Source organism: Achromobacter sp. B7, from assembly GCF_003600685.1.
GTDB classification, from domain to species: Bacteria; Pseudomonadota; Gammaproteobacteria; order Burkholderiales; family Burkholderiaceae_B; genus Achromobacter; species Achromobacter spanius_B.
Genome location: NZ_CP032084.1, coordinates 1030291 through 1050045, shown reverse-complemented (window position 1 = coordinate 1050045; position 19755 = coordinate 1030291). Strand labels below are relative to the sequence as shown.

The window sequence follows — 19755 nt, the reverse complement described above, 5'->3', positions numbered from 1 at the left end:
TCAACGCTCCGCGTGTTGGGACTGGCGATAACGGGCGTCGCGCGCCTGGGTCAGTTGCAGATAGTGTTGCCACACGCGATTCACGTAGCGCTTGCGCGCCGCTTCGCGGTTGGCGGCGCCGCCGGCGTTGTAGGCACCGACCGCGCGCCAGGTGTAGCCATAGCGCTTGATGAAGCCGGCCAGGATTTCGGCGCCGGCATCAATTGACAGACAGGGCTCGTCCAGCAAACGCTGGCGCGTGATGCCCCGCTTGGCCAGGGCCGGCAGATGGATGCTGTTGATCTGCATCAGGCCGACGTCCTGGGTACCGTTGGTGTTGTTGTTGATGGCGCGAGGGTTCAGTGACGACTCCACCTTCGCAATCGCAAACAGCAGCAAGGGGTCCACGCCGTGGCGGTCGCCCGATTCCTGCCAGCAGCTGGCGGCGGCGGCCGCCGAGAACGTCATCCCGACGAGCCCGGCCGCCACCCACTTAGAGGCCGTAGACCAGTTCACCGCTGCCTCCCGCCCGGCCTTCCTCGCCGAAAGAAACCACTTCTGCGTCCGAGCTGCGCCCGGGCACGTTCAGCACGTAGGGACGGCCCCACGCATCGGCCGGCACATCCTTGGCCAGGTACGGGCCGTGCCAGTTGGGTGCGCCCTGCGGGGCCTTGACCAGCGATTCCAGGCCTTGCTCGGTGGTGGGATAGCTGCCCACGTCCAGGCGGTATTGGGTCAAGGCATCGCCCAGCGTCTTCATCTGCGCCTGCGTGGCGCGCACCTTGGCGCGGTCGACCTGGGAGAACAACTTGGGGCCGACGTATCCGGCCAGCAACGCAATGATCAGCAGCACGACCAGCAATTCCAGCAAGGTGAAACCTTGTTGCAGGCCAAGACGGCGTCGGAAGGTAAGAGTCTTCATGAGTCCACTTTTTCTGAATGAGCGATTACCGCGCGGCGGCAATCTGGAGTGAAGTGCGAGGGGGGGCAGAGGCGGGCATCGTGAGCAACGATGCCGATCCGAGCGCCGGTGTGGCCGGGCGCATCAAAGGCGGAAAAATCTCTACGCAGGCCGGCATATTTCCATGCGGACGATGGGCCAACAACGTTTCTAAAGAGAGCCTAAAGGGGCCGAGCGGAGGGGCTTTTGGCCTTCAGGAAGTGTTGAGGAAGATGGCGCGGCAGGGGGTGGCGGCGCTTCAATCTCGCCTCTTGGCCAAGCCCCGCCGCACGCGGAGCCGGCTGGCACCGCTAGAAGGAAGACCATGCATTCCCCCCCCGCCGCCCTGGCCACACAGGCCTACTCCACCTCGCAAATCGCCTTGCATTGGCTGAGTGTCAGCCTGATGGGCATCCTGATTCTTGCCGGCGAATTACGCCACGTGCTGACCGCGCAGACGGGCGTGTCGATGCGCTCGGTAATGATCGTGCACATCGGCTGCGGCATGGCGCTGCTTGCCGTCACGATGGTGCGCACGGTCGTGCGTATCTCGCGCCGCCGCGCCGCCGGCGCTGACTTCAGCATGCAGGATGCCTGCGCCCACGCGGTGCACCTGTTCATCTATGCGTTCATTTTTGCGTCGTGCATGGTGGGCTGGGTCGTGGTCAACGCCAAGGGCCTGGCCGTGCCGGTGCCCTTTACCAACCTGGAGTTTCCGCGCTTGGTCGCCGCCGATCCGGCGCTGGTGGTTACCACGGTGTGGATGCACGACATGCTGACGTGGGGGCTGTACGGCCTGCTGGGGCTGCACATTGTGGCGGCGCTCGCCCACCACTTCATCGCCCGCGACGACACCTTGTCGCGCATGGCCTGGCGTCGCGCGCCGCGCAAGCAGGCCGCGCCGGCGTCCTTCAAACCGGCGCGGGTACGCACCGCGGCATCAGGATCCACGGCCAGCGTGCATTTTTCAAAAAATTAGGTATACTTCCGCCTCGCTTGCCAGAAAACGACATCAAGACGCGGATGGCAATGCATGGCGATAGCGGTAAATCGCAGCAGTGAAGCGGTAGCGATAAAGCGGTAGCAGTACATTGCGGGAGTAGCTCAGTTGGTAGAGCGCAACCTTGCCAAGGTTGAGGTCGCGAGTTCGAGACTCGTCTCCCGCTCCACATTCAGATTGGCAGCATTGGGTTTTTGCCTGCTGCAAATCAAAAAAGGGCCTTCGGGCCCTGGTAGTTGAAAAAAAGGGCCCCCTGGGCCCTTTTTTCATGCGCGCTCGATACGCTGGTTGGGCGACATGAATTCGCGCGCCGCGTCCAGCAGCATGCGGCCGGCATAGTCCGCGAAGCTGCGGCGCACTACCACTTCCACGCCGCGCGCCTCCAGCGCGCGCACCATCACACCCGCCTTGAAATAGTGGCTTTGCGCGCATTGCCCCGGGCCGAAGACGCGTGGATGCAAATCCAGCGGGCAACCTTTTTCCAGCACGTCGCGCGCGGAGTCGCCCAGCAATTGCAGCACCGTATAGCCGCTGCTGACATCCACCACCGTTGCCGATAGCCCGGCCAATGCCGGACGCAGCGCGCCTTCAAGCGCTGGCCGCGCCAGCGCCAGCGACTGCAACCACCATTCATCCGGCCCCATCCAGGCCACCAGATGCAGGCGACCTTGGACGACCGTGTTGGGCGCCAGCGGCGGCGCGGCTCCCAGGGCGCGTTCAAGCGCGTCGGTAAAGCCGGGCGACCGTGCATTGCCGCGCAGCACGGCCAGATCCAGAAATGGCCTTTCGACGATGCGCAAGCGCTTGGTGTCGCTCGTTTGCGCGGGTGCCTGTACGGGTTTGAGGCCCTTCAAGGGCGACTCCTGATAGGTTTCAGTCCACATGCTGGCGCCCTCCTTCGGGATCGTAGAAAACCGTGCTGTGTATGGTGGCCGGCATGAAGCCGCCCGTGGGCAGCGCCACTTCCACCAGCTGCCCCATTCGTTCTTGCCCGTCCTGCACCCACCCCAGCGCAATCGACCGGTTCAACGTGGGGCTCATGTAGCTGGACGTGACGTGGCCGATCATGGGCACGATGGGCGCACGGCTTGCACGGTGCATGATCTGGCTGCCCTCGGGCAGCACAACCGCCGGATCGCGCGCCAGCAAGCCGACGAATTGCTTGCGCTGCGCGCTTGCCGTGTGGGCGCGTGAAAGCGAACGCTTGCCCAGGCAGTCCTTAGACTTGGCAACCATGCCGCCCATGCCCAGGTCCTGCGGCGTCATGGAGCCGTCCGTGTCCTGGCCCACGATGATGTAGCCCTTTTCGGCGCGCAACACGTGCATGGTTTCGGTGCCGTAGGGCGTGATGCCGTGCTCGTGGCCGGCCTCCATCAACGCATTCCAGACGCGCTGCCCCAGGTTTGCGGGCACGTTGACTTCGTACGACAGTTCGCCCGAAAAGCTGATGCGCATGATGCGCGCGGGGCTGGACCAGCCGGCACCGGCAACCGAGCCGTCACGAAAACTCATGAACGGGAATGCCGCGTTTGAAAAGTCCATGTCGGGGCAGACGCTCTGCAAGACCTTGCGCGCCAGCGGCCCCGCCACGGCGAAGGTGGCGAAATGGTCCGTGACGGTGGTCAGGTGCACATCCAGATGCGGCCATTCGGTTTGCAGCCACCGTTCCATCCATGCCAGCACGCGGGCGGCGCCGCCGGTGGTGGTGCTCATCAGATAGTGTTGCTCGCCCAGGCGCATCGTGACACCGTCGTCGAACACCATGCCGTTCTCGTCCAGCATCAGGCCATAACGGCCCTTGCCCACTTCAAGCTTGCTCCACAGGTTGGTGTAGACCCAGTTCAGCAACGTTGCCGCATCCGGACCCTGGATGTCGATCTTGCCCAGCGTGGACGCATCCAGCATGCCAACGCCGTTGCGCACGGCCAGGCATTCGCGCGCCACCGCGGCCTGCATGCTCTCGCCGGGCAACGGAAAGTACCACGGGCGCTTCCAGTTGCCGACGTCTTCAAAAACCGCACCCCGCGACACGTGCCATTCGTGCACGCTGGTCTTGCGGATGGGGTCGAAGAAATCGCCCAGCTCGCGCCCGGCCAGCGCGCCGAACGCCACGGGCGTGTAGTTTGGCCGATAGGTGGTGGTGCCGGTTTGCGCAATGGTCTTGCCCAGCGCGTCGGCCAGGACGGCCGCGCCGTTGATGTTGCCCAGCTTGCCCTGGTCGGTGCCAAAGCCCATGGCGGTATAGCGCTTCACGTGCTCGACCGAGTGATAGCCTTCGCGCACGGCCAGGTGGATGTCGGCCACTGTGACATCATTCTGGTAGTCCACGAATTGCTTGGCGCCCCGGCTGGGACGCACACGACCGGCCACCTGCCACAGCGGCATCAACGGATCTTGCGCGATGTCGGCGGTGCGCCAGGCCAGCGCGCCCGCCGGGTTCAGGCCCGCCAGCATCGCTGCCCGGCTGCCCGCCTTTGCCCCGCCTTCCAGCGCCAGTGCCAGCGAGAACTCTCCGTTGGCCGCGCCGGCGCTGGCCTGCGCCTGTTGCGAACCCATCGGCACAAAGCAGGCATGGGCATCGTCCCAGCGCGTCTGCCCGCCCGACTGCGCATGCAGGTGCAACGCCGGGTTCCAGCCGCCGGACACGGCGACCAGATCGCAAGCCAGCCGGGCAGTGGCCGGCCCGGCTTGCCCGCCCACGTAAGAGGCCAGGACCACGCCCTTCACGTGCCGCCCGCCGCGCGCCTGCAACACCACTGATTCATTGCGCACCTCGATGCCGGCGCTGCGCACGGCGTCGGGCAAGGCCCCTCGCCCTGGCGGCCGGGGGTCCACCACGGTCACGTTGGCGCCCTGCTCGCGCAAGTCCAGCGCCGTGCGATACGCGCCGTCGTTGTTGGTGTAGAGCACCACGCGCCGCCCGGGCAGCACGGCGTAGCGCCGCACATAGGTCGACACCGCCGATGCCAGCATGATGCCGGGCAAGTCGTTATTGCCGAACAGCAACGGCCGTTCGTGCGCACCGGTGGCCAGCACGACCTGCTTGGCGCGAACCTTCCATAGCCGTTGACGCACCCCGCGACGCCCCGTGACGGGGAGATGGTCGCTAAGCTGCTCGCACACCGTCACCAGGTTCTGGTCGTGATAGCCGAACGCCGTGCTGCGCGACAAGATGCGCACATCGCTCATGCCTTGCAGCGCGGCATGCGTCTGACGGATCCAGTCGTTGTTGGCCGCGCCATTGATCAGCGCGGGGCTGGACAGCAGGCCGCCGCCCAGTTCGGACTGGTTGTCGACGAGGATCACGCGCGCGCCCGCCATGCCCGCCGCCATCGCCGCGGCCAGGCCGGCAGGCCCGCCTCCCACCACCAGGACATCGCAATGGGCGTAGCGCTTGTCGTAGTGGTCCGGGTCGGGCTGCGCCGGTGCACGCCCCAGCCCGCCCGCCTGACGGATAAAGCGTTCGTAGCGAGGCCACCAGCGCCTGGGCCACATGAACGTCTTGTAGTAGAAGCCCGCCGGAATAAAGCGCCCCACCCGTTGCAGGATGGCCATGCGGTCGCGCTCAAGGTCGGGCGCGGCGTTGACGCTGGTGGCGCGCAGGCCTTCATACAGTTCAACTGTCGTCGCGGCCGGGTTGGGCACGGTATGCCCGCCGTCTTCCAGCTGCACCAGGGCATTGGGCTCTTCGACGCCCGCCGTCATGACGCCGCGCGGGCGGTGGTACTTGAAGCTGCGCCCCACGAAATGCTCGCCGTTGGCCAGCAGCGCGGACGCCAGCGTGTCGCCCTGGCAGCCGTAAAGGGTGCGGCCATTGAAGGTGAATTCGATGGACGTCGCCGTGTCGAGGCGTCCGCCGTGCGCGAGCCGATGGGGTTGCCTCATTTGCGTTCTCCGGCCGCGTGCTCGAAAGTGTGGAAGCCATGAAATTCATGGCTGACCGTATCGCGTTCCGCCAGGAACCAGCGGCGGCAACCGTGGGCGTGCTGCCATTGCTCGCGCGCACGGCCGCGTTCGTTGCGCCGCATGAATGCGTAGTCGGCCCATTGCGCGTCGGTCAGGGCATCGCAATCCAGCGGCCGAACGATGTCGGCCTCGCCGCCGCAGGTGAATTCCGTTTCGGCGCGCGGGCCGCAGTAGGGACAAGTCAGCATCAGCATGGGTAAGCTCCGCAATCAGTGCGCGACGGCGGCCGCGCCGTGTTCGTCGATCAAGTGGCCGGTATGGAAGCGGTCCAGCGAAAACGGGGCGTTCAGCCGGTGCGGCGCGTTGTTGGCCACCGTGTAGGCAAAGACCCATCCCGACCCCGGAGTGGCCTTGAAGCCGCCCGTGCCCCAGCCGCAGTTGAAGTACAGCCCCTTGATGGGCGTCGTTGAAATGATGGGGCAGGCGTCGGGCGACACGTCCACGATGCCGCCCCACTGGCGGTTCATGCGCACGCGGCTGAATGCCGGGAACATCTCGACAATCGCCTGCAAGGTGCTTTCGATCAGGTGGAAGCTGCCGCGCTGCCCATAGCCCACGTACTGGTCGATGCCCGCGCCGATCACGAGATCGCCCTTGTCCGACTGGCTGATATACGCGTGCACCGCGTTGGACATCACGACGGTGTCCAGCACGGGCTTGAGCGGCTCGGACACCAGCGCTTGCAGCGGATGGCTTTCCAAGGGCAGCCGCAGGCCCGCCATGTCGGCGATCACGCTGGAATGGCCCGCGGCCACGACGGCAACCTTGCCCGCCTGGATGAAGCCGCGTGCCGTTTCCACGCCGCGCACCTGACCGTCTTCGCGACGTATCCCCGTGACCGCGCAGTTTTCAATGATGTCCACGCCCAGCCGGTCCGCCGCGCGCGCGTACCCCCACGCCACCGCGTCGTGCCGCGCCACGCCGCCGCGCCGCTGGAACGACGCGCCCAGCACGGGGTAACGGCAGTCCAGGTTGATGGCGGGAACAATTTCCTTGACCTGCGCGGGCGTCAGCCATTCTCCGTCGATGCCGTTGTAGCGGTTGGCAGTGATACGCCGCTGCGTATCGCGCACGTCTTGCAGCGTGTGCGCCAGGTTCATCACGCCGCGCTGGCTGAACATGACGTTGTAGTTGAGCTCCTGCGACAGCCCTTCCCACAGCTGCATCGATTTTTCATACAGCTGGGACGATTCATCCCACAGGTAGTTGGATCGCACGATCGTGGTGTTGCGCGCGGTATTGCCGCCGCCCACCCAGCCCTTTTCAAGCACGGCGATGTTCTTTAGCCCGTGCTCCTTGGCCAGGTAGTACGCCGTGGCCAGCCCATGGCCCCCGCCGCCGACCACCACGATGTCGTAGGCGGGCCGGGGGTCCGGGCTGCGCCAGGCGCGCGGCCAGCGTTCGTGGTTTGAAAAGCCATTGCGGATCAGGCTGAACAGGGAATAGCGGCTCATCGTGGCTCCTAGACGGTGATCCATTCTTCTCTGAAGGCGCCGGCCATGACGTGCCGCGTCGGCCATGAACTTGCCTGATCCCGACAAGCCCGCCGCCCAGGCGCCCGCTGGCGCATACCGGCTGTTTCATGTCGCACGCGTCAAGGTTGACGGCATTGCGGCTTGCCAAAATCTGGCGGTAGCGGGCACCGGCCCGCATTGATCCGGCCCGGCCGGCAGGGAGACGCAGTCATGGCAGCGAACAGAGGCGTGGTGTACGTGGGCGACGGGCGGGTCGAAGTGCAGTCGATCAGCTTTCCCAAACTGGAGGACCCGCGGGGACGCAAAATCGAACACGGCGTCATCCTGAAGGTGGTCTCCACCAACATCTGCGGCTCGGACCAGCACATGGTGCGCGGCCGCACGACCGCGCAAACGGGCCTGGTGCTGGGCCACGAGATCACCGGAGAAGTCATTGAAGTGGGCCGCGACGTGGAAACGCTGGCGGTGGGCGACCTGGTGTCGGTTCCCTTCAACGTGGCGTGCGGACGCTGCCGCACGTGCAAAGAACAGGACACCGGCGTTTGCCTGACCGTCAACCCGGCGCGCGCGGGCGGCGCCTATGGGTATGTGGACATGGGCGACTGGATCGGCGGACAGGCCGAATTCGTCATGGTGCCGTATGCCGATTTCAACCTGCTGCGCTTTCCGGACCGCGATCAGGCCATGGCCAAGATCCGCGACCTGACCTGCCTGTCGGACATCCTGCCCACCGGTTTCCACGGTGCCGTCAGCGCGGGCGTAGGCCCGGGCAGCACGGTATACGTGGCCGGCGCCGGCCCGGTCGGCATGGCCGCCGCCGCGTCCGCGCGGCTACTGGGCGCGGCGGTGGTCATCGTGGGCGACATGAATCGCCAGCGGCTGCAACACGCACGCAAGGTCGGCTTCGAAACGGCGGACCTGTCGTTGGACGCGCCGCTGGGCGTGCAGATTGCCACGCTGCTGGGCACCCCGGAAGTGGATTGCGCCATCGACGCCGTCGGCTTTGAAGCGCGCGGGCATGGCTCGACCGGGTCGCAGGCGGAAGCGCCGGCCGCCGTGTTGAACGCGCTGATGGACGTGACCCGGGTGGCGGGCCGCATTGGCATTCCCGGGCTGTACGTTACCGACGATCCCGGCGCGAACGATCCCGCCGCGCGCCGCGGCAGCCTGTCAGTGCGCTTTGGCCTGGGCTGGGCCAAGGCGCACAGCTTTCACACGGGCCAAACACCGGTGCTGAAATACAACCGCGCGCTGATGCAGGCCATCTTGTGGGACCGCATCAACATCGCGGAAGTCGTGGGCGTGCAGGTCATCACGCTGGACGCCGCGCCGGACGGCTATGCGGCGTTTGACGCGGGCGCCCCGAAGAAATTCGTGATCGACCCGCACGCGATGCTGTCCGCCTGAGCCCGGGCTAATCCAGCGCCTGCCTGCGCTCGCTGCTGGGCGAACGCCCAAAGCGGGCGCGGTACGCCTTGCTGAAATGGCAAGGCGACTGAAACCCGCAGGCCACGGTCACGCCCATGATGGTCATGTGGGTCTGAAGCAGCAGTTCGCGCGCGCGCAGCAAGCGCAACCACAGGTAATAGCGCATGGGCGACATGCCCAGGTAGTACTTGAACATGCGTTGCAGCTGGCGTTGCGACAGCCCGATCTGGACGGCGATCTGCCTGAACGACAGCGGGTCTTCGATATGCTCCTCCATCAGCTGCGCGACGTTCAGCAGTTCCTGGCGGTTGAATCCCACGCGGGCCACCATCGGAATGTGCTGCCGTTCCGACGGCAGGCGGATCCGTTCCAGCATGAACTGTTCGGACACGCCCTGCGCCAGCTCGGGTCCGAAGCGTTCGGCGGTGATGCCCAGCATCAGGTCGATCGGCGCGGTGCCGCCGGAACTGGTCATGCGGTCGCGGTCGATGACGAAGAGTTCTTCGGTCAGCTCGACAGCAGGAAACTCCTCGCGCACGGCATACAGGTTTTCCCAGTGCATGGCGCAGCGATACCCGGTCATGAGGCCGGCCTTGACCAGCGCGTAGCTGCCGGTGCAGATGCCGCCCAGCGCCACGCCTTGGCGGGCGGCGCTGTGAAGCACTTTGATGACGGGTTCAGTCACCTGGTCCTGCACCTGGAGGCCGCCGCAGACGATCAGCGCATCCCAGTCGTCCACCAGCCCCCGTGAGGGCAAGGGCCGGATTGGCAGCCGGTTGCTGGCTTGCACCGCCGCGCCATCCAGCGTCATGACCGACCAGCGGTAGAGTTCGCGGCGGCTGACGTAGTTGGCCATGCGCAGGACTTCCACCGCGCCAGAAAACGCGATCATCGAAAAATTGGGCAACAGCAAAAAGCCGAAATGCACCTGGCCGGGCTCGACGGCGGGCGCCTCGAGCACCGGCCAGGACGGGTCGGCAATGCGCGCGGACGCTGCGTGCATAGGCATGGGTATTGGCCCCCTCTTCATTTGTCGATGAGCAAATTGCTTAACGGCCGGCTGCAGCATAGCAACACCATGCCCTGATCGATTTCGCGTTGCCGGATACCGCCCTGGTGCTGCATGTTGACGTTGCCTTCCAGCAGCCGCACCTTGCACGTGCCGCACAAGCCCTGGGTGCAGGAAGCCGCCATCCGCAATCCGGCAGCGCGCGCGGCCTCCAGCAACGGCTGGTCGGCCGCGCAGGCAATGGTGCGGTCGCTTTGCTGGAAGCGGATGCTATAGGTGGTGGTGTCCGTGGCGGTATCTGTGGCGGCATCGGCGGCCCTGGGCGGGTTCGGCGGCGATGCCTCATTGCGCGCCGTCGCCGCATCAGACAGCGTTTCAAACGAGAAGCTCTCTTCGTGATGACGCGCCATGTCGAAACCCACCGTGCGCAGCATCTGGCTTACCGCCTGCATATACGGCGCGGGGCCGCAGACGAAGATCTCGCGCTGGCGGAAATCAGGCGCAATCAATTCCAGCATGGGCAGGCTCAAGCGGCCGGTCAAGCCGTGCCATCCGGTGTGCTCGCCCAGGCTTTCGCAGATGAAGTGCGCGCGAAAGTGGCGCTGGCTGGCGGCAAACAGCGCAATTTCGCGGCCGAAGATGATGTCGTCGGGCGTGCGGGCGCTATGCACGAATACCGTGTCGCGGTCGTCGCAAAGGTCGCGATGGGCGCGCGCCATGGACATCAACGGCGTAATGCCCGACCCGGCCGACAGGAACAGATATCGCTCGGCCGGATGCAAGGCGGACGAAAACACGCCCGCCGGACCCAGCACGCGCAACGGGTCGCCCACCTCCAGGCAGTCATGCAGCCAGTTCGACGCCTTGCCGCCCGGCACGCGCTTGACGGTGATGGACAGGGTATGCGGCCGCGTCGGCGGCGACGATATCGTGTAGCAACGGTTCAGGCGTTCGCCGTCGATATCCAGCTCAAACGTCAAAAACTGCCCCGGCGAAAACTGAAACGCATGGCCCGCGCGCGAGCGGAAATAGAAGCTCTTGACGTCGGCGGTCTCTTGCCGAACTTGGCAGCACAGCAGGGTTTCTTCGATGTCGCAGTCCCACGGGGAAGGCAGCCGCTGCCAGAATTCCGGCTGATGAATACGTAAAAGCGCGTGCGGCATGGCGGTCTCTTAATCCAGATAATGGGCCGCCAGGCGGCCGACATACCAGTTGCAGAACTTGTCGACCAGGCTTTCGGTAAACGGCGAATACGGTCCGGGCTGGTACGCGGGGCTGCGCACACCTTGCTGCGAGATCTCGACCAGCGCACGGTCCTGTGCATTGGTGGCCCGCCACACGGCCGTCAGGTTCTGGACGTCGTAATCCACGTTTTCCACCGCGTCCTTGTGCACCAGCCAGCGCGTGCGCACCAGGGTCTTTTCCGGCCCCAGCGGCAGCGCCGAGAACGCGACGATGTGGTCGCTCATGAAGTGGAACCACGCGTTGGGCTGCGTCCACAGCGACAAGCCGCCCAGGTCGCGGCGCGTCAGGGTTCCCAACAGCTTGTTCGAGGCCGCGTTGCCGTCCAGCGTCTGCGACTCGCCGGCCAGATCCAGCGGCAGGCGCCGCACCCGATAGCCCGTCACGCAGCTGTCCAGCGCTTCGCGCTCGGCGCTGGGCAGGCCGGCGGCTTCCCATTCGCGGCAACGCGCGGCCGACATTTGCTCGAACTGATCCATTTGCGCGGCGTTGGACAGCGAGGGCTGGTAGCCGTAGCCAAACTCAAACAGCGAGACGGTCAGTTCGGGATGGTTGACGGCGCAGTGGTAGCACTCGCGGTTGTTCTCCATCGTGAGCTTCCAGTTGCAGTCTTCGACGATATCGATCTGCGCGGCGACCTTGGTTTCGCGCAATTGATGGGGCCGCAGATAAGGTTCCACCTGCGCGCGCATCATCGCGAAGTCGTCGGGCGCGTCCGGGCTCAGGCAGACGAAGATCAGGCCGCTCAAGGTTTCCACGCGGACAGGCTTCAGGCTGTAGAGGCTTTTGTCGAAGTCTTCGCCCATGTGTTCCGCGTAGGCCAGCTTGCCGTTCAAGGTGTAGGTCCACTGGTGGTAGGAACAGACCAGATTGCCGACCGAACCCTGCGGCGTCACGCACAGGCGCGCGCCGCGATGCCGGCAGACGTTGTGATAGCCGCGCACCTGCCCGTCGTCGTCGCGCACCAGCACCACGGACTGCCGGCCGATGTCGACGGTGAGGTAATCGCCGGGCTCTGGGATATCGGGCTCAACCGCCACGAACAGCCAGTGCCGGCCGAAGATGGCTTCCATGTCCATGTCGTACACGGCCGGACTCAGATAGAAGTCGGCGTCCAGGCTATAGCCCGGCCGGCGCGCGGCGATCAGCTTGCGTAGCGATGCATCGATAGGGGGTCGCACCGCGCAAACCTGCTGGATGATGGTCATGTTCCACCTCAGTAGTCGATCAGGCTGTGGGTGCGCAGGTAGTCGATGACCGCCTGCGCCTTTTCGTCGGGGGTTCCTTCGGTGATGACTGTGCCGCCACGGCTTTCCATCGTGATGGCCGCCAGCAGGCGCGCGCGCCCCGACCGCGATTCACGCGCCGCCAACTTGCGCGGGCTGCCCGTGGCGGCCTCGATGCGCGTGGCGGCCAGCGCCGCGGCCGGAACCTTGGGCACGTGCGTCGTCACCTGCCCGGCGCGCTCTTGCGCATAGACGTGCCGCACGTCGAACGCCGCCAGCGGATGCACGGCCACCACCGCGGGCAGGGATGCGGCCACTTCCCGCCGCCGCCCTTTGGGCAGGCATTGCTGCGTGACGACGCTGCCCGCGTCGATGCGGGCCGACAGCACGGCGGGCAACAAAGGCAGGTGCCGTTTCTGCGCCACCAGATAGGGCAGCAGGCCGCTGCCGTCGCCGCTTTCCGCGCGCGTGCCGCACAGCACGAGGTCGTACCCGCGCACGTACTCGGCCAATGCCTCCGCAACGTCGCGCCCCGGCGGCACGTCGATGGCATGGACCGTCGGCGCGCCCAGCGCCAGGTAGTCGCGCAGCGCCGGATCGGCCGGGTTGCCGGCATGGACAACATCAACGTTGGCGTCGCCGCTTGCCATCGTCCGCGCCAAGGCCAGGGCCAACGCGTCATTGCGGCTGAAGCGGGCCGCCCCGCTGACCGGGTGCGCGCCAATCGACACCAGTACCGCAATGCGCAGGTCAGCCATCGGGAGCCTCGCGATGTCGATGCGCGCCTCGCGCCTGCTTGACCCGGGCAAGCAGCGCCCGCGCCACGCGTTGGGTATCGTCGATGATGCTGAGGTCGGCGCGCCGGACCAGCGGCGCGGCGGCGTCCAGGTTGATCGCAATCACATGGCGGCAGTTTTTGATGCCTTGCAGATGCTGCACCGCGCCCGATATGCCGAACGCCAGATAGGCGCTGGCGCTGACGGTTTTTCCCGTTGCGCCGATCTGCTGGCCCCGCGCGAATCGCCCGTCATCCACGGCCACGCGGCTGGCGCCGATGGCCGCGCCAAGCTCATCGGCCAGCGCATGAAAGCCTTCCAGGTCGCGCATGCCGTTACCCGCGGACACGATCAGGTCGGCCTCTTCCAAGTCCACTTCCGTGGCGGGCAGCGTGCGCGTGCCATGGTCACGGTAGGCCGATGTCATCGGTAGCGGCATGACGCGAGCGGCTTCTCCGTGGCCCACGAAGGGCAAGCGATCATCGACGGCATCCGGGGCCAGCAACACGATGCGGGGCAAGGCGCGCCGCGTGCGTCTTGGACCCGTGTGTTGGGGCGTGGGCAGGGTCGGCGGGTTCGGCACGCTCGGCGACCGCGACAGGCCGGCGTGAGCCGAGGCGGCCGGCGTCGATGCCGCGCGGCCGAAGGCGCCACGTCCCACGGCCACCTGGCGATACGGGCTGGCCACTCCGTCGCGGCTCAGTTCCACGACGTGCGTGGCGACCGTCTCGCGCGTGGCGGCGGCCAGGCGTCGGCCCAGGTCGCCGTCGGGCAGCCCGTTGTCGGGCAGGAAGACGTGCAGCGGGCGGTCGCGCTCCATCAGCGCCAGCACCACGGCCAGTTCGGCGTCGGGCGCATAGGCCGGCGGCGTGGCGATGACGGTCAGCCTGTCTGCGCCCAAGTCGGCGGCATCACCCTGGAATTCTCCAAACACCAGCAGGTGCACCCAGGTGTCGTGCGCGGCCAGCAGAGCGGCTGCCGCCACCGCTTGGCAAGCGTGGGCATCCAGCTGCCCGCGATCGCTGTGCGCCACCGCCAGCACGCAGCGCAACGCTTCGGTGGCGCGTACCGGCTTGTGCACGGTGCGCGCTTGCCGGCCAATGGCATCGCCCGAGGGGTCGGCGCCAAGCACCAGGCGGCGAATACCCGAAGGCGCCACGGTGTACTGCCTGCGCGGGTCGATTCTGCGGATCGGGTTCATCATGCCTCCAAGGCGTCGGCGACAAGTTCGGCGATGTCTCGCACGTCGGGGCGGGGGCCGACCACGCCCTCCAGCATGGCCGTGCAATTGGGACAGGCCACCGCCACCAGGCTTGCGCCGGTATCGCGCGCGTCCTGGATGCGGATGTCGGGAATGCGGCGCTCGCCGGGAATATCCGTCAACGCCGCTCCCCCGCCCGCGCCGCAGCAGCGCGCGTTCAAGCCATGGCGTTCCATTTCGTTGATACGCAGGCCCAGTCGGCGCAACAACTTGCGCGGCGCCTCGGTTTCACCGTTGTAGCGGCCCAGGTAGCAGGGATCGTGATACGTCAGGATGCGCGCGTCGTCAGCCGGCTTGAATCGCAGCCGCCCGGCGTCCGCCAGTTCGGCAAGCAGGCTGGTGTGATGCTGCACCTGGTACAGGCCGCCCAGCGCGGGATATTCATTGCGCAGGCTGTGCAGGATGTGCGGGTCGGCCGTGACGATGCGCGTAAAGCTCAGGCCCGCCAGCGTCTGGATCAGGCGCGTGGCCAGCACCTGGAACGTGGCTTCGTCGCCCAGCCGACGGGCAATATCGCCGGTGTCGGTCTCGCGGTCGCCCAGCACCGCGAAATCCACGCCGCCCGCGTGCATCGCCTTGACCAGCGCGCGCAGACTGCGTTGGTATCGCAGTCCGAAGGCGCCCTCGCCGACGATCAGCAACACGTCCACGGCCTGGTCCGGCTGTATCCACGGCACGTTAAGGTCCACCGCCCAGTGGTGGCGCGCGCCCAGGTCATAGCCGCCTGCCGTGCCGGTCTCGCGCAGGTTGGCCAGGACGGTGGGCGCCGTCCCGGGCGCGGCGCCGTGCTGCAACGTCTGCTGGCGACGCATATCGATCACGGCGTCCACGTGTTCGATCAGCATGGGGCATTCGTGTACGCAGGCCCTGCACGTGGTGCAGGCCCACAGCGTCTCGGCCGCCACCAGGCCGGGCACTAGCGGTTTGTCCGCCGCGCCTTCGCGTGCGCCGACGGGCACACCCGGCATGGGGCTGCCGGTATAGGCGGCGTCCGACCCGCCCGCCATGCCGACGACCATGTCCTGTATCAACTTCTTGGGGTTCAGCGGTTGCCCGGCGGCAAAGGCGGGACACGCGGCTTCGCACTTGCCGCACTGCACGCACGCATCGAAACTTAGCAGTTGGTTCCAGGCGAAGGCGGCCGGTTTGCCTACACCCAGGGGCTCGGCCGTCGGGTCGCCGCCCAGCGCCAACGGGCGCAGGGCCGCTTTCTGGCCGGGCAACGCGCGGCCGAAGCGTTCGGGCCGGGGGTGAAAAGCCAGGTGCAGCAGGCCGGCCAGCGCATGTTTCATGGGACCACCACGCGCCATGCCGACCGTCAGCTCCCAGGCGCCCAGCGCCAGCAGCGCCACGGTGCCCAGGCCGGCCGCGCCCGCCAGCCAGGGCGCGGACACGCCGCCCAGCAGCAACAGGCCCAGTGCCAATGCGCCCAGCATCCACGGCAGGCGGTCCCACAGGCCGCGCGACAGGCGCTTGGGCGGTTTGCGACGGCGGTGCCAGACGAATATCAGCCCGCCCAGCATCACCAGGGCGGCCACGGCAATGGCCATATCCAACGCGGGCGAGTACAGCGCCAAGCCGTAGTTGATGGCCACCAGCACCATGGCCGCGACCGCGCCGCCCGCCGTCGCCACATGAGTCCGGGCGATGTAGGGGTCGCGCGCCACCACGCGATGCAGGTCGACAAAATAGCGCTTGGGCACCGCCAACAAATCCAGCCAGCGCACCGGCGCGGCCCGGCCCACGCGCCACAAGGCAGCCCGCCGCCATCCGCCGACGCAGACCCCAAGCAGCGACACCCAGAACAGTGCGGTAACCACGACGGCAAACTGTTCCATGGTCAAAAGTCCTTGCACAGCCGCAATGCGTCATAGATGGCGGCGTGGATGTTGTGCATCGACACGCAGTCGCCCACCCGAAACAGCAGGAAACGGCCGTCGCCCAGAGGCTGGCCCAGCGCGGGCTGCGGGTCGGCCGCATACAAGGCGTGCAGGTCGGTCTGGCCCATGTTGACGGACTTGCGCTTGAGCATGCCGTACAGAGCGTCATTGGGCACGATGCCGTTTTCAATGACCACCTGATCCACCACGCGCTCTTCGCGATCTTCGGTGTATTCGTTGCGCAGCAGCGCCACCTTCTTGTCGCCTTCCGCACTGACGCGTTCAAGCCAGTGGTTGGGCGTCATCACGACCTGCTGCGCATACAGGCGGCGGTAGAAGATCGGGAACGTGGTGCCGCCCACGTCCTCGGCCACCTTGGTGTCGGGCGTAACGATCTCGACGTGCGCACCCCGGCTGGCCAGGAAGTCGGCTACCCCCGCCCCCGCGTGGGTGCTGACGCCGTCGTACACCAACACGTTTTTCGCGGGCTCGACCTGGCCGGAAAGTATGTCCCAGGAGCTCACGGCCAGACCGCGCGCCACGCCCCAGCCCTGGTGTTCGTAAACGTGGCTGAGTCCGCCGGTGGCCAACACAACAATATCCGGGCGCTGCGCCAACACCATTTCTTCGGTTGCCAGCGCGCCCAGGCGGCAGTCCACACCCAGGCGCTTGAGCTCCAGCGCGAACCACCGCACGATGCCGTCCATCTGTTCGCGCTGCGGCGCCTTGGCGGCCAGCAGGATCTGGCCGCCAATGGCGGCGGCGCGTTCAAACAGCACGACTTCATGCCCGCGCTCGGCGCACACGCGCGCGGCTTCCATGCCCGCGGGCCCGGCGCCAACCACCACCACTTTTCGCTCCACGCCGCGCGATCGCGCGATCACGTGCGGCATGGTTTCTTCACGAGCCGTTGCCGCGTTCTGGATGCACAGCACGTCCAGCCCGTCGTACTGCCTGTCGATACAGTAGTTGGCGCCCACGCATTGTTTGATCTCGTCTTCGCGGTCGTCGCGGATCTTCACGACCAGATGCGGGTCGGCAATATGCGCGCGCGTCATGCCCACCAGGTCCGCATGGCCGGCTGCCAGCAACCGCTCGGCCTGCACCGCGTCGCGGATGCTTTGTGCGTGCATCACCGGTATCCGCACTACCGATTTGATGCCGGCCGCCAGGTGGGCGAAGGGTTCGGGGGGCAACGCCATCGGCGGCATGCAGTTGGCCAGGGAATTGTGCGTGTCGGCACCGGAGCCGATGACGCCCAGGTAATCGATCAGGCCGGTGTCCGCCATGGCCTGGGCAATTTCGCGCAGCGCCTCGTGGTCGAGCCCATCGTCGTGGAATTCGTCGCCGCACATGCGCAGGCCCACGCAGAAATCGGCGCCAACCGCCTCGCGCACGGCGTGCAGCACGTCCAGCCCGAAGCGCAGACGGTTGCGCAGGCTGCCGCCATAGGCGTCGGTGCGAAAGTTGGTGCGCGGGCTCCAGAACTGGTCGATCAGATGCTGGTGCGCGGCGGATATCTCGATGCCGTCCATGCCGGCCTGCTGCACCCGCTTTGCCGCGGCGGCAAAGTCGCTGATGATGCGGCCGATCTCTTCGACTTCAATCGTCTTGGCGTTGCCCCGATGCACGGGCTCGCGCACACCGGACGGCGACAGCAGGTGCGGCCAATGCTCCCCGTGCCATGCCGAACGCCGGCCCATGTGCGTTGCCTGGATCATCACCTTGGCGCCGTGGCGATGCATGGCTTCGCTAAGTCTGGCCAACGGTTCGATGACGCGGTCGGTGGTCAGGTTGACCGACCGCCACCACCCTTGCGGGCTATCCAGCGACACGGGGCTGGAGCCGCCGCAGATGGCCAGGCCAAGGCCGCCCTTGGCCTTTTCTTCGTAGTAGGCAATGTAGCGGTCGCCCGGCAAACCGCCCGGGTCCGCGTGCACTTCGGCGTGCGCGGTGCTGACGATGCGATTGCGCAGCACCAGGCGGTTCAGCGTCAGTGGCGCAAACAGGTGGGGATAACGCATGCCGGCCTCAGGTGATGGGGCTAACGGTGAACTCGCAGTGCGCGTGCCCTTCGGCGGCGCATTGGCTTTCCACGCACTGGGCACGCGTGGCGCCGCCGTGCTGGTCGGCCACCCAGTCCATCGCCCCCGCGAACCATCCGGCAAACATGTGGCAGCGCTTGCCCTCGCCCTGGGGCTGGCCCAGCACGAATGCGGAATGGCGCAGCACGATGCGCGCCGTCATCGCGGTGGGGTCCGCGTCCGTCAGCCGGAACAGCCCCCAGCCGCGCTGCGACAGCCGCATCAGGTAGTGTTCATAAACCGCCAGCCCGCTCAGGCGATGCTCGCGCGACTCTTCATTGCACCAGTGGTAGGCCGAGCGGTGCCCGGCGTCGTACAGAATGCGCGCATAGGCCTCCTGGCCCAACGCCGCCTCTACCGCCGTGTGGTTGTTGATGAAGAAATGGCGCGGCACATACAGCATCGGCATGCCGTCCGTGCTCCACACGCCCGTCTGTTCGTTGACGTCGATCGGAAGCTGGGGATTCATGTTGGTTGCTCCTTAAGCCGCCGGCGCGTCGGCAGGCCAGACGTCGCCAAACACGCGCAGCCAGTTTTCGCCCAGTATTTTTCGGATGTGAATTTCGCTCCAGCCCGCGCGCTGCATCGCATCGGTCAGGTTGGGAAATTGGCCTATCGTCTGGATGCCTTCGGGGTTGCGGATGGCACCGAAGTCCGTCAGCCGGCGGTACCGGCCCTTGTCATGCGTCAGCCAATCAAAAAACGGCTGTCCGTAGCCTTGGGTGAAATCGGTGCCGATGCCCACCGCGTCTTCGCCCACCAGATTCACGACGTAGCCAATGGCTTCGACGTAGTCGTCCACCGTGGCTTGCACGCCGCGCTTGAGGAACGGCGGGAACATCGTCACGCCGATGAAGCCGCCGCGTTCCGCGATAAACCGCAGCTGCGCGTCGCTTTTATTGCGCGGGTGTTCTTTCAGGCCCGCCGGCAGGCAGTGCGAATAGCAAACGGGCCGGGTCGATGCCAGGATCGCTTCTTCGGAGGTTTGGGCGCCCACGTGCGACAGGTCAACCATCATGCCGACGCGGTTCATCTCGGCGATGACTTCGCGGCCGTAACCGGACAAGCCGCCGTCGCGCTCATAGCAGCCGGTGCCGATCAGGTTCTGCGTGTTGTAGCAAAGCTGGACCACGCGCACGCCCATGTCGGCAAAAGCTTCGATGGCGCCCAGATTGTCTTCGAACGCCTGGCCGTTCTGAAAGCCAAGAATGATGCCCGTCTTGCCGTCGCGCTTGGCGCGGCGGATATCGTCCGTGGTGCGCACTAACGTGACCAGATCCTCGTTGGCGCGGATCAGGGCTTTCATGGCGGCAATGTTCGAGACCGTTTGCTCGAACCCTTCCCACACCGACACCGTGCAGTTGGCCGCGGTCAGGCCGCCTTGCTTCATGTCTTCAAAAACGGACCGGTCCCATTTCGAGATGATCAGGCCGTCGATAACCATGCTTTTCTGATGCAGCGTAGCCATGGGATTTTCCCCCCGATGTTG

At 66.3% G+C, this 19755-nt stretch carries 18 protein-coding genes and 1 tRNA gene; 4 read left to right on the top strand and 15 right to left on the bottom strand.

Annotated elements, in window-relative coordinates; genetic code table 11:
- Together DVB37_RS04710 and gspG are read right to left on the bottom strand one after the other, a co-directional pair.
- A complete protein-coding gene (locus DVB37_RS04710; protein ID WP_046803436.1) occupies window positions 1-447 on the bottom strand; it encodes a lytic transglycosylase domain-containing protein in 447 nt (148 codons plus the stop codon).
- A gap of 25 nt (window positions 448-472) precedes the next feature.
- Complete coding sequence (gene gspG / locus DVB37_RS04705; RefSeq protein ID WP_046803437.1) at window positions 473-901, bottom strand: type II secretion system major pseudopilin GspG; 429 nt, start codon at window positions 899-901, stop codon at window positions 473-475.
- 343 nt (window positions 902-1244) lie between these two features.
- Between gspG and DVB37_RS04700 the strand changes: the two genes are divergently transcribed.
- On the top strand, window positions 1245-1898 hold the full coding sequence (locus DVB37_RS04700; protein WP_052945941.1) for a cytochrome b: 654 nt from the start codon (window positions 1245-1247) through the stop codon (window positions 1896-1898).
- A 114-nt stretch (window positions 1899-2012) separates the two neighbouring features.
- Window positions 2013-2088 (top strand) — tRNA-Gly (locus tag DVB37_RS04695).
- 97 nt (window positions 2089-2185) lie between these two features.
- On the opposite strand, the gene DVB37_RS04690 is transcribed toward DVB37_RS04695, so the two are convergent.
- Genes DVB37_RS04690 through DVB37_RS04675 form a run of 4 tightly spaced genes read right to left on the bottom strand, consistent with a single transcriptional unit; the run spans window position 2186 to window position 7339 of the window.
- Entirely contained in the window at window positions 2186-2803 is a 618-nt protein-coding gene (locus tag DVB37_RS04690) for a sarcosine oxidase subunit gamma (protein ID WP_120154056.1), read from the bottom strand.
- Window positions 2793-5804 carry a sarcosine oxidase subunit alpha family protein gene (locus tag DVB37_RS04685; RefSeq protein WP_120154053.1) on the bottom strand — a complete coding sequence of 1004 codons (3012 nt, stop codon included), beginning with the start codon at window positions 5802-5804 and terminating at the stop codon, window positions 2793-2795. The genes DVB37_RS04690 and DVB37_RS04685 overlap by 11 nt, the downstream gene beginning before the upstream one ends.
- Window positions 5801-6079, bottom strand: coding sequence for a sarcosine oxidase subunit delta (locus DVB37_RS04680; RefSeq protein ID WP_046803450.1), 279 nt, complete (start codon window positions 6077-6079; stop codon window positions 5801-5803). Before DVB37_RS04680 ends, DVB37_RS04685 begins: the two co-directional genes overlap by 4 nt.
- 15 nt (window positions 6080-6094) lie before the next feature.
- Window positions 6095-7339: a sarcosine oxidase subunit beta family protein gene (locus DVB37_RS04675; RefSeq protein ID WP_046803451.1), complete on the bottom strand. Its 1245-nt coding sequence runs from the start codon at window positions 7337-7339 to the stop codon at window positions 6095-6097.
- Between the two features lie 64 nt (window positions 7340-7403).
- Between DVB37_RS04675 and DVB37_RS28285 the strand changes: the two genes are divergently transcribed.
- Together DVB37_RS28285 and fdhA are read left to right on the top strand one after the other, a co-directional pair.
- On the top strand, window positions 7404-7541 hold the full coding sequence (locus DVB37_RS28285) for a hypothetical protein (RefSeq protein ID WP_162941156.1): 138 nt from the start codon (window positions 7404-7406) through the stop codon (window positions 7539-7541).
- Window positions 7542-7570: 29 nt separating this feature from the next.
- Entirely contained in the window at window positions 7571-8767 is a 1197-nt protein-coding gene (fdhA, locus tag DVB37_RS04670) for a formaldehyde dehydrogenase, glutathione-independent (protein WP_104143571.1), read from the top strand.
- Between the two features lie 7 nt (window positions 8768-8774).
- Here the strand turns inward: fdhA and DVB37_RS04665 are convergent, their stop codons facing one another.
- The 9 genes from DVB37_RS04665 to DVB37_RS04625 are packed head-to-tail and all read right to left on the bottom strand — an operon-like array spanning window position 8775 to window position 19734.
- A complete protein-coding gene (locus DVB37_RS04665; protein WP_082134371.1) occupies window positions 8775-9797 on the bottom strand; it encodes a GlxA family transcriptional regulator in 1023 nt (340 codons plus the stop codon).
- Window positions 9798-9814: 17 nt separating this feature from the next.
- On the bottom strand, window positions 9815-10960 hold the full coding sequence (locus DVB37_RS04660) for a hybrid-cluster NAD(P)-dependent oxidoreductase (RefSeq protein WP_120154051.1): 1146 nt from the start codon (window positions 10958-10960) through the stop codon (window positions 9815-9817).
- A 9-nt stretch (window positions 10961-10969) separates the two neighbouring features.
- A complete protein-coding gene (locus tag DVB37_RS04655) occupies window positions 10970-12247 on the bottom strand; it encodes an aromatic ring-hydroxylating dioxygenase subunit alpha (protein WP_120154049.1) in 1278 nt (425 codons plus the stop codon).
- An 8-nt stretch (window positions 12248-12255) separates the two neighbouring features.
- Window positions 12256-13023 carry an electron transfer flavoprotein subunit beta/FixA family protein gene (locus tag DVB37_RS04650; RefSeq protein WP_120154047.1) on the bottom strand — a complete coding sequence of 256 codons (768 nt, stop codon included), beginning with the start codon at window positions 13021-13023 and terminating at the stop codon, window positions 12256-12258.
- Complete coding sequence (locus DVB37_RS04645; protein ID WP_205571604.1) at window positions 13016-14245, bottom strand: electron transfer flavoprotein subunit alpha/FixB family protein; 1230 nt, start codon at window positions 14243-14245, stop codon at window positions 13016-13018. Before DVB37_RS04645 ends, DVB37_RS04650 begins: the two co-directional genes overlap by 8 nt.
- On the bottom strand, window positions 14242-16140 hold the full coding sequence (locus DVB37_RS04640; protein WP_120154043.1) for a (Fe-S)-binding protein: 1899 nt from the start codon (window positions 16138-16140) through the stop codon (window positions 14242-14244). The genes DVB37_RS04645 and DVB37_RS04640 overlap by 4 nt, the downstream gene beginning before the upstream one ends.
- A 2-nt stretch (window positions 16141-16142) precedes the next feature.
- Window positions 16143-18206 carry an NADH:flavin oxidoreductase gene (locus tag DVB37_RS04635; RefSeq protein WP_120154040.1) on the bottom strand — a complete coding sequence of 688 codons (2064 nt, stop codon included), beginning with the start codon at window positions 18204-18206 and terminating at the stop codon, window positions 16143-16145.
- A 7-nt stretch (window positions 18207-18213) separates the two neighbouring features.
- A complete protein-coding gene (locus DVB37_RS04630) occupies window positions 18214-18735 on the bottom strand; it encodes a 4-vinyl reductase (protein WP_120154038.1) in 522 nt (173 codons plus the stop codon).
- Between the two features lie 12 nt (window positions 18736-18747).
- On the bottom strand, window positions 18748-19734 hold the full coding sequence (locus DVB37_RS04625) for a dipeptidase (RefSeq protein ID WP_120154035.1): 987 nt from the start codon (window positions 19732-19734) through the stop codon (window positions 18748-18750).
- Window positions 19735-19755 lie beyond the last annotated feature (21 nt).

Excerpts from the sequence above, each read along its gene's own strand:
- DVB37_RS04710 (WP_046803436.1), bottom strand. The coding sequence starts at position 447 with ATGACGTTCTCGGCGGCCGCCGCCGCCAGCTGCTGGCAGGAATCGGGC.
- gspG (WP_046803437.1), bottom strand. The coding sequence starts at position 901 with ATGAAGACTCTTACCTTCCGACGCCGTCTTGGCCTGCAACAAGGTTTC.
- DVB37_RS04700 (WP_052945941.1), top strand. The coding sequence starts at position 1,245 with ATGCATTCCCCCCCCGCCGCCCTGGCCACACAGGCCTACTCCACCTCG.
- DVB37_RS04690 (WP_120154056.1), bottom strand. The coding sequence starts at position 2,803 with ATGTGGACTGAAACCTATCAGGAGTCGCCCTTGAAGGGCCTCAAACCC.
- DVB37_RS04685 (WP_120154053.1), bottom strand. The coding sequence starts at position 5,804 with ATGAGGCAACCCCATCGGCTCGCGCACGGCGGACGCCTCGACACGGCG.
- DVB37_RS04680 (WP_046803450.1), bottom strand. The coding sequence starts at position 6,079 with ATGCTGATGCTGACTTGTCCCTACTGCGGCCCGCGCGCCGAAACGGAA.
- DVB37_RS04675 (WP_046803451.1), bottom strand. The coding sequence starts at position 7,339 with ATGAGCCGCTATTCCCTGTTCAGCCTGATCCGCAATGGCTTTTCAAAC.
- DVB37_RS28285 (WP_162941156.1), top strand. The coding sequence starts at position 7,404 with ATGAACTTGCCTGATCCCGACAAGCCCGCCGCCCAGGCGCCCGCTGGC.
- fdhA (WP_104143571.1), top strand. The coding sequence starts at position 7,571 with ATGGCAGCGAACAGAGGCGTGGTGTACGTGGGCGACGGGCGGGTCGAA.
- DVB37_RS04665 (WP_082134371.1), bottom strand. The coding sequence starts at position 9,797 with ATGCCTATGCACGCAGCGTCCGCGCGCATTGCCGACCCGTCCTGGCCG.
- DVB37_RS04660 (WP_120154051.1), bottom strand. The coding sequence starts at position 10,960 with ATGCCGCACGCGCTTTTACGTATTCATCAGCCGGAATTCTGGCAGCGG.
- DVB37_RS04655 (WP_120154049.1), bottom strand. The coding sequence starts at position 12,247 with ATGACCATCATCCAGCAGGTTTGCGCGGTGCGACCCCCTATCGATGCA.
- DVB37_RS04650 (WP_120154047.1), bottom strand. The coding sequence starts at position 13,023 with ATGGCTGACCTGCGCATTGCGGTACTGGTGTCGATTGGCGCGCACCCG.
- DVB37_RS04645 (WP_205571604.1), bottom strand. The coding sequence starts at position 14,245 with ATGATGAACCCGATCCGCAGAATCGACCCGCGCAGGCAGTACACCGTG.
- DVB37_RS04640 (WP_120154043.1), bottom strand. The coding sequence starts at position 16,140 with ATGGAACAGTTTGCCGTCGTGGTTACCGCACTGTTCTGGGTGTCGCTG.
- DVB37_RS04635 (WP_120154040.1), bottom strand. The coding sequence starts at position 18,206 with ATGCGTTATCCCCACCTGTTTGCGCCACTGACGCTGAACCGCCTGGTG.
- DVB37_RS04630 (WP_120154038.1), bottom strand. The coding sequence starts at position 18,735 with ATGAATCCCCAGCTTCCGATCGACGTCAACGAACAGACGGGCGTGTGG.
- DVB37_RS04625 (WP_120154035.1), bottom strand. The coding sequence starts at position 19,734 with ATGGCTACGCTGCATCAGAAAAGCATGGTTATCGACGGCCTGATCATC.